The sequence below is a fragment of the Fodinibius halophilus genome (assembly GCF_011059105.1).
GTDB lineage: Bacteria > Bacteroidota > Rhodothermia > Balneolales > Balneolaceae > Fodinibius > Fodinibius halophilus.
Window position 1 is genome coordinate 1 of sequence record NZ_JAALLS010000048.1, and the last position, 5218, is coordinate 5218.

Here is a 5218-nt window from a genome sequence, read left to right on the forward strand (position 1 = left end):
CTTGACTTACTCTTAGAATACGCATTAACGCGGACACACCTCGCCATCACTTGCCAACTTCTGGCTTTTTAGCTCCTCGTTCATTATTTATCAATCCAACATTTTTATGTGCGCACCTCATGCGCAATGTCGTTATTCCGCTAAACCTTTAATATTTCATCAAAATTTTTATTAGTATTTAATTTCAATTTTAATAACCACTTGAGTTATGCATAACATCACAAAAGTCATTACAGGAATTTTGTTATTTTTTGTTGGATTCTTTTTAATAACCGATCCGGTCTACACAGCAATAAAGGGCTTAATTGTTAGTGCTGGTTTCTCAATATTCATGGCAATAGCTATTGCTTGGACAATGATAGGTACTACTTTTTATGGTGGGTATAAATTTATCAAGCAAGTCTAAATTATTCTTAAACCCCGTTGTTTTATTCAGCCCCTATAGTTCTATAGAAAAGAAGTTTAGCGGCATAACCCGCGCATTAACGCGGACGCACCTCGCCAATTCTCTACCAGCCTTGGTTTTACGACTCTTCTTTCGTTAGTTGCTAATTCAACATTAATCTGTGCGCAGGTTATGCGCAAGGTCGTTATACCGCATCCAAAGTTCATAAACTAATTGCTCTAATGGAGCCTGAATTAAAATCTTTTTCTGAATTTCTAAATTATTTTCAAAAAGAAAGTAATAGAGGTGTAGCACTAACTGCTGCAGCTTACCTAGATGAGCGATTACATAAAATTCTCAAGAACTTTTTAGCAGATACAAAAGAAACAAAACGCTTAATAAATGGGCATGCCCCACTAGGTTCCTTCTACTCCCGAACTCTTGCTTGTTTTTCTTTAGGTTTAATTGAGAAAAACGAATTTGAAGAATTGACACTTATCAGAAAAGTAAGAAATGAATTTGCTCATGATTGGAATGAAGCTTCTTTTGAAGAAGGCAAAGTTTGTGAACTAGTTGAGCAATTACCATATGGAGGACCAGATGAATTTGAGGAAGAATCTGACCTGAGAATGAGATTCATTACAGCTGTTATAATTCTTTTAGTTGATTTATTATGGAGAGCTCGTCTTGTAAAAAAGGAAAAACGTAAAATTAAAACTTGGCCAAACAAAACAAGAGATTGATTACTTCAACATCACCAGATACATGGCAGGACCTTCAAAATGAAGTTGCACGAATATTAGAACAGTGCGGCTTTAATGTCGAAATTGAAAAAATCGTAGAAACGGTAAGAGGAGAAGTTGAGATTGATGTTTATGCTGAAGAAATAATTCGTGGCCGCAAATATTCAATAATATGTGAATGCAAAAATTGGAAAACTGCGGTGCCACAACAGATAATCCATGCCTTTAGAACTGTTGTCGGTGATATAGGATCTAACATAGGGTATATAATATCTTCAGGCGGTTTTCAATCTGGATCTTTCAGAGCGTCAGAATTGACTAATTTAAAGCTTCTAAACTGGCAAGAATTCCAAGATGAGTTCGAACAAAGTTGGTATGAATCTTACTTTTCCCCAACTATTGCAGATGAACTTGGTCCTTTGCTTACATATGCTGAACCCTTATTACCAAGGTGGTTTCATGATTTGCCCGAGGAAGAAAAAGAAAATTATATGTCCTTGAAAAGAAAGTATGAAGAGTTCGGTTGGGCAATTATGACATTTACTCCTTATTCAAGGATGTTAAGAAAGGATGGAATCCCAGAATTACCTCTTGTAGAAAAATTACCAGACGATTCAAAAATACTAGAAAATGTGCCACAAGAAATTTTAGAACAAGAGGCTTATCAGGAGTTTCTTGATGATGCTATTGTTTTTGGGCAAGAGGTTATCGAAAAGTTTCGAGCAATCCGAGACCGAAATGCGGCATAACCCGCGCATTAAGTGGGACGCACCTCGCCTGGTCTTGCCGACTTTTGGCTTTTTAGCTCTCCATTCATTACTTATCAACTCAACATTATTTCGTGCGCACCTTATGCGCAATGTCGTTATATGTCCTAAATCTTTGCAATGACGAATGATGAGAAAATAGAACCAGCTCCTGTAGAAAAGACAATCCTTAGATTGGAGAAGAGTAATAGAATTTGGCCTTTCTTAATATTCAATCTTTTGCTAATTCTTGTTGGCATTAATTCAATTGTCCACAATAATTATGAGGCTGGAATTGCTTTTTTCTTTGTAACAATTCTACTGTACTTCATCAACAAAGATAAAGCAGCTGAGTTTTTAGGAACATCTTCACAGGCATTACTCATAGTGCTTCATATAACACTATTTGGTGTACATCCTTTTGCCATTCTTACTGCTCTAATATTTTATCTAATTTTCAAAAGGTTAATTGATCAATCACCCTTTGGATCAATCAGTATCTATATTCTTATTGATTCGATTATTGAATTCATTGAACCTATATGGGGCGTAAGCGAATGGGTTAATTCCATTGGTGAGAAAATTTTAGTGAGTGAGTTTTTCTACTCCCTTTTAACTTTAATTCCTCTAACGTATTTATTTCTTAGAATTGAAAGGTATTTCAAGAAAAATTTCAATAATCCAATATTGAAAGAAAATGGTTCGTACTTAACTATCGGTACAATATGCTGTATCCTTTTTCCAATAGCCTACTATAATTTAGATAATATACTTTCGATTACAATTATTCCTGCTTTTGCATGTTTTTTTATTTATTTCATCGGGCTTATAAATCTCGTCAATCGAAAACCACAGAAAGGTGTTTTAGTAAACAACATTCCACTAATAATATTATTTATTGAATTTATCATTATAAAAGCTATCGAAAACAATTAAACACAAGGCCATATAACAAGCGCATCAACTGGGACGCGGACGTGACGTTGGTTTTCGGGGTTGCTTGTTTTGAAATATTAGCCGTTCATTAACTCATAATTTCCGCGCCCGTTATGCGCTGGGTCGTTAGGTGTAGTACTTTCAAATTAAATAATCTTCCAATAGTGATTGCACAATTCCACTTCCGATTCCAATCGCCTCATCTTTCGCCCTCAGCAAGAAACTTTTCAGCATTCTTTTCGCAGTAAATTTCTTGGATTTGTCAACAGCTTCATCCTCGAACTCATGTACTGAGGTAATCAGTTCATTTTTTTTGCTCCCACCGTATTCTTGAATCAAGCGGATCAACTTTTCACCATTATTTGATAAGTGTTGATCCCCGTATATTTCTTTTCCTACAACTCCTTCAACTTTATCTATTATCTGAGAATTTATATTTATGTTAACATCAGAAGAGTTGATTACTTGAAGTGGAACTGTTGATTGACTGGGTAATAGATTCATAGCATCATCAACTTTAGGTATTAGGGATTCAACAATTGAATTGATTTTAGAAAGTTCAATTGCACCTGAATCTAAATCTGTTAACTCAGATTCAAGTTGATGACGAATATTTAGTAAGCGAGATTCCCTTTCTTGTTTTAAATCAATTTGAATTCGTCTTGCTTCTTTTGAATACCGTGTTAATAAGCTTTCTATATCATCTGTATTTAAAGACGTATTTTTGAGCAATTCTCGAGCTGCATCAGTATCGAAAGCACAGAGTTTTATAAAGTTTGAAAATTCTGAGAATTCTATGCCAAAATCTATATCCGGGACCTCTTCTTCTACAAAAAACTTGTAGATATTACCTTTATTTGTGCTTTCTTGCTCTAGACGAACGGTAAAATCTCCAACCCTGGACAAATAATCTTTAAATAGTTTTAAAATCCTATCTATTTCATTTGCCCACATTCTATTAAGTGGCACATAAAAACGTAATATTAAATTCGAATCATTTTCTTTGATAAAGTTAGAAGCCAGAATTGTCATTTCTGAGTTATGTTCATAAGACATAATATTCAAGTCATAACCATCAAGGAAATTTATCGCTTCATCATAGTTTTCTTGGCTAGGATAGTTTAGAGTATGCCATCCTTCATTTTCTATCTCCCCTGTCAAAAAATCCTCGTATATAAAAACTAAATTATTAGTAGAGGCAATTTTCTTAAAAAGTTCTTCTCTTACATTTTCATACCTAGGGCTGATAATTCTCATTAGTGATTTAGTAGTTAGTTTTAAAATTGAAGCAGCAATTTTAAAATCATTATAGTATTCTACTATTGACCACCAATTTTGGGGACTGGACTTCAAAAGTTTATTCTTGTATTGCTTTCCTGAAGTTTCTAGTAAGCTTACGATACCCTCATGAGTGATATGGCCGATTAATAGAAAGAGCTCCCTGTCATGATCGAAATTATATTGAGCCATTAAACAAGCAGTTTTTTTAGTTTTGTGTTTCGCTAGTTTAATTAACAAAAAATCAACTACTACACCTAACCAGCGCATTAAGCGGACGTGCCTCGCCAATTCTTGCCAGCTTCCATTTTTATAGTTACTCTTTCAATTGCAAACAATTTCAACACGTTGGCGCACGCAGCTTATGCGCCAGGTCGTTATACGCACTTGAAAAATATTTGCCATGGGAGAATTAAATAATAGCAGTTCAGAACCAAAACCAATTCAACTTGTAAATTCTAAATCTGACATTGATTTAACAGAACCGATTGTGTCAGAATTACTAAATAAAATTCCAATAATTGGAGGATTACTATCAAATTGGTATTCACAAAAAAAAACAGAGAGTTGTATTAGAACGTATTCAAGACTGTTTAAACTCAGTTGTAAATAAGCTGCATAAAATTGATTACGACATCGAAAAATTGGAATCCGACGAAGAATTTGCTGAGTTAACTGTTAATACTTTAGAAAGAGTTATCAAAACACTCAACGCCCAAAAAAGAGAATACTTTTCAAATCTTATTGCTAATTCAGCAGTAAACATAAATTCTAAAAAGAGAGAAGAAATGCGTTCAATGTCTGCTCTTCTTGATCAATTGGAAATAGTTCACATACTCACCTTAGAAAAAGTTATGAAATTACCTCATGACCAATCAGTACACTTTTTCGGACCCGTGAGAACTATATCTGACTTTGATGTAAGAGAGTTTTCAAAAAAAGAACACCATGCTTTAGGAACACTTGATGAGCTTGGCCTAATTGATCTCTCAGAAGTTCCAATAGGAAAAGATAACTATGTTGTTCCACTCAAAGTAAATTCAAGAGGTATATCTTTTCATAAATGGATAACAGAACCTAAAAATTAAAGTGCGCATAACCCGCCTTTAGATTACTCCTAAGATAAAAAC

Annotated in this window: 6 protein-coding genes; 5 read left to right on the forward strand and 1 reads right to left on the reverse strand. The window is 34.3% G+C overall.

From position 1 onward, the window contains the following. Positions 1-208: 208 nt before the first annotated feature. The 4 genes from G3569_RS17970 (at position 209) to G3569_RS17985 (ending at position 2810) form a co-directional block, all read left to right on the forward strand. Positions 209-406 (forward strand): hypothetical protein, encoded by a 198-nt coding sequence (locus G3569_RS17970; protein WP_165271469.1) that lies wholly within the window; start codon positions 209-211, stop codon positions 404-406. A gap of 221 nt (positions 407-627) precedes the next feature. Continuing rightward, a complete protein-coding gene (locus tag G3569_RS17975; RefSeq protein ID WP_165271470.1) occupies positions 628-1128 on the forward strand; it encodes an MltR family transcriptional regulator in 501 nt (166 codons plus the stop codon). Further along, a complete protein-coding gene (locus G3569_RS17980) occupies positions 1104-1877 on the forward strand; it encodes a restriction endonuclease (protein ID WP_165271471.1) in 774 nt (257 codons plus the stop codon). Before G3569_RS17975 ends, G3569_RS17980 begins: the two co-directional genes overlap by 25 nt. A gap of 138 nt (positions 1878-2015) precedes the next feature. Beyond that, the gene (locus G3569_RS17985) at positions 2016-2810 is read left to right on the forward strand and encodes a hypothetical protein (protein ID WP_165271472.1); all 795 of its coding nucleotides are present in this window, start codon (positions 2016-2018) and stop codon (positions 2808-2810) included. Between the two features lie 141 nt (positions 2811-2951). On the opposite strand, the gene G3569_RS17990 is transcribed toward G3569_RS17985, so the two are convergent. Further along, complete coding sequence (locus tag G3569_RS17990) at positions 2952-4358, reverse strand: hypothetical protein (RefSeq protein WP_165271473.1); 1407 nt, start codon at positions 4356-4358, stop codon at positions 2952-2954. A gap of 251 nt (positions 4359-4609) precedes the next feature. Between G3569_RS17990 and G3569_RS17995 the strand changes: the two genes are divergently transcribed. After that, on the forward strand, positions 4610-5176 hold the full coding sequence (locus tag G3569_RS17995) for a hypothetical protein (protein WP_165271474.1): 567 nt from the start codon (positions 4610-4612) through the stop codon (positions 5174-5176). Positions 5177-5218 lie beyond the last annotated feature (42 nt).

Excerpts from the sequence above, each read along its gene's own strand:
- G3569_RS17975 (WP_165271470.1), top strand. The coding sequence starts at position 628 with ATGGAGCCTGAATTAAAATCTTTTTCTGAATTTCTAAATTATTTTCAA.
- G3569_RS17985 (WP_165271472.1), top strand. The coding sequence starts at position 2,016 with ATGACGAATGATGAGAAAATAGAACCAGCTCCTGTAGAAAAGACAATC.
- G3569_RS17970 (WP_165271469.1), top strand. The coding sequence starts at position 209 with ATGCATAACATCACAAAAGTCATTACAGGAATTTTGTTATTTTTTGTT.
- G3569_RS17990 (WP_165271473.1), bottom strand. The coding sequence starts at position 4,358 with ATGCGCTGGTTAGGTGTAGTAGTTGATTTTTTGTTAATTAAACTAGCG.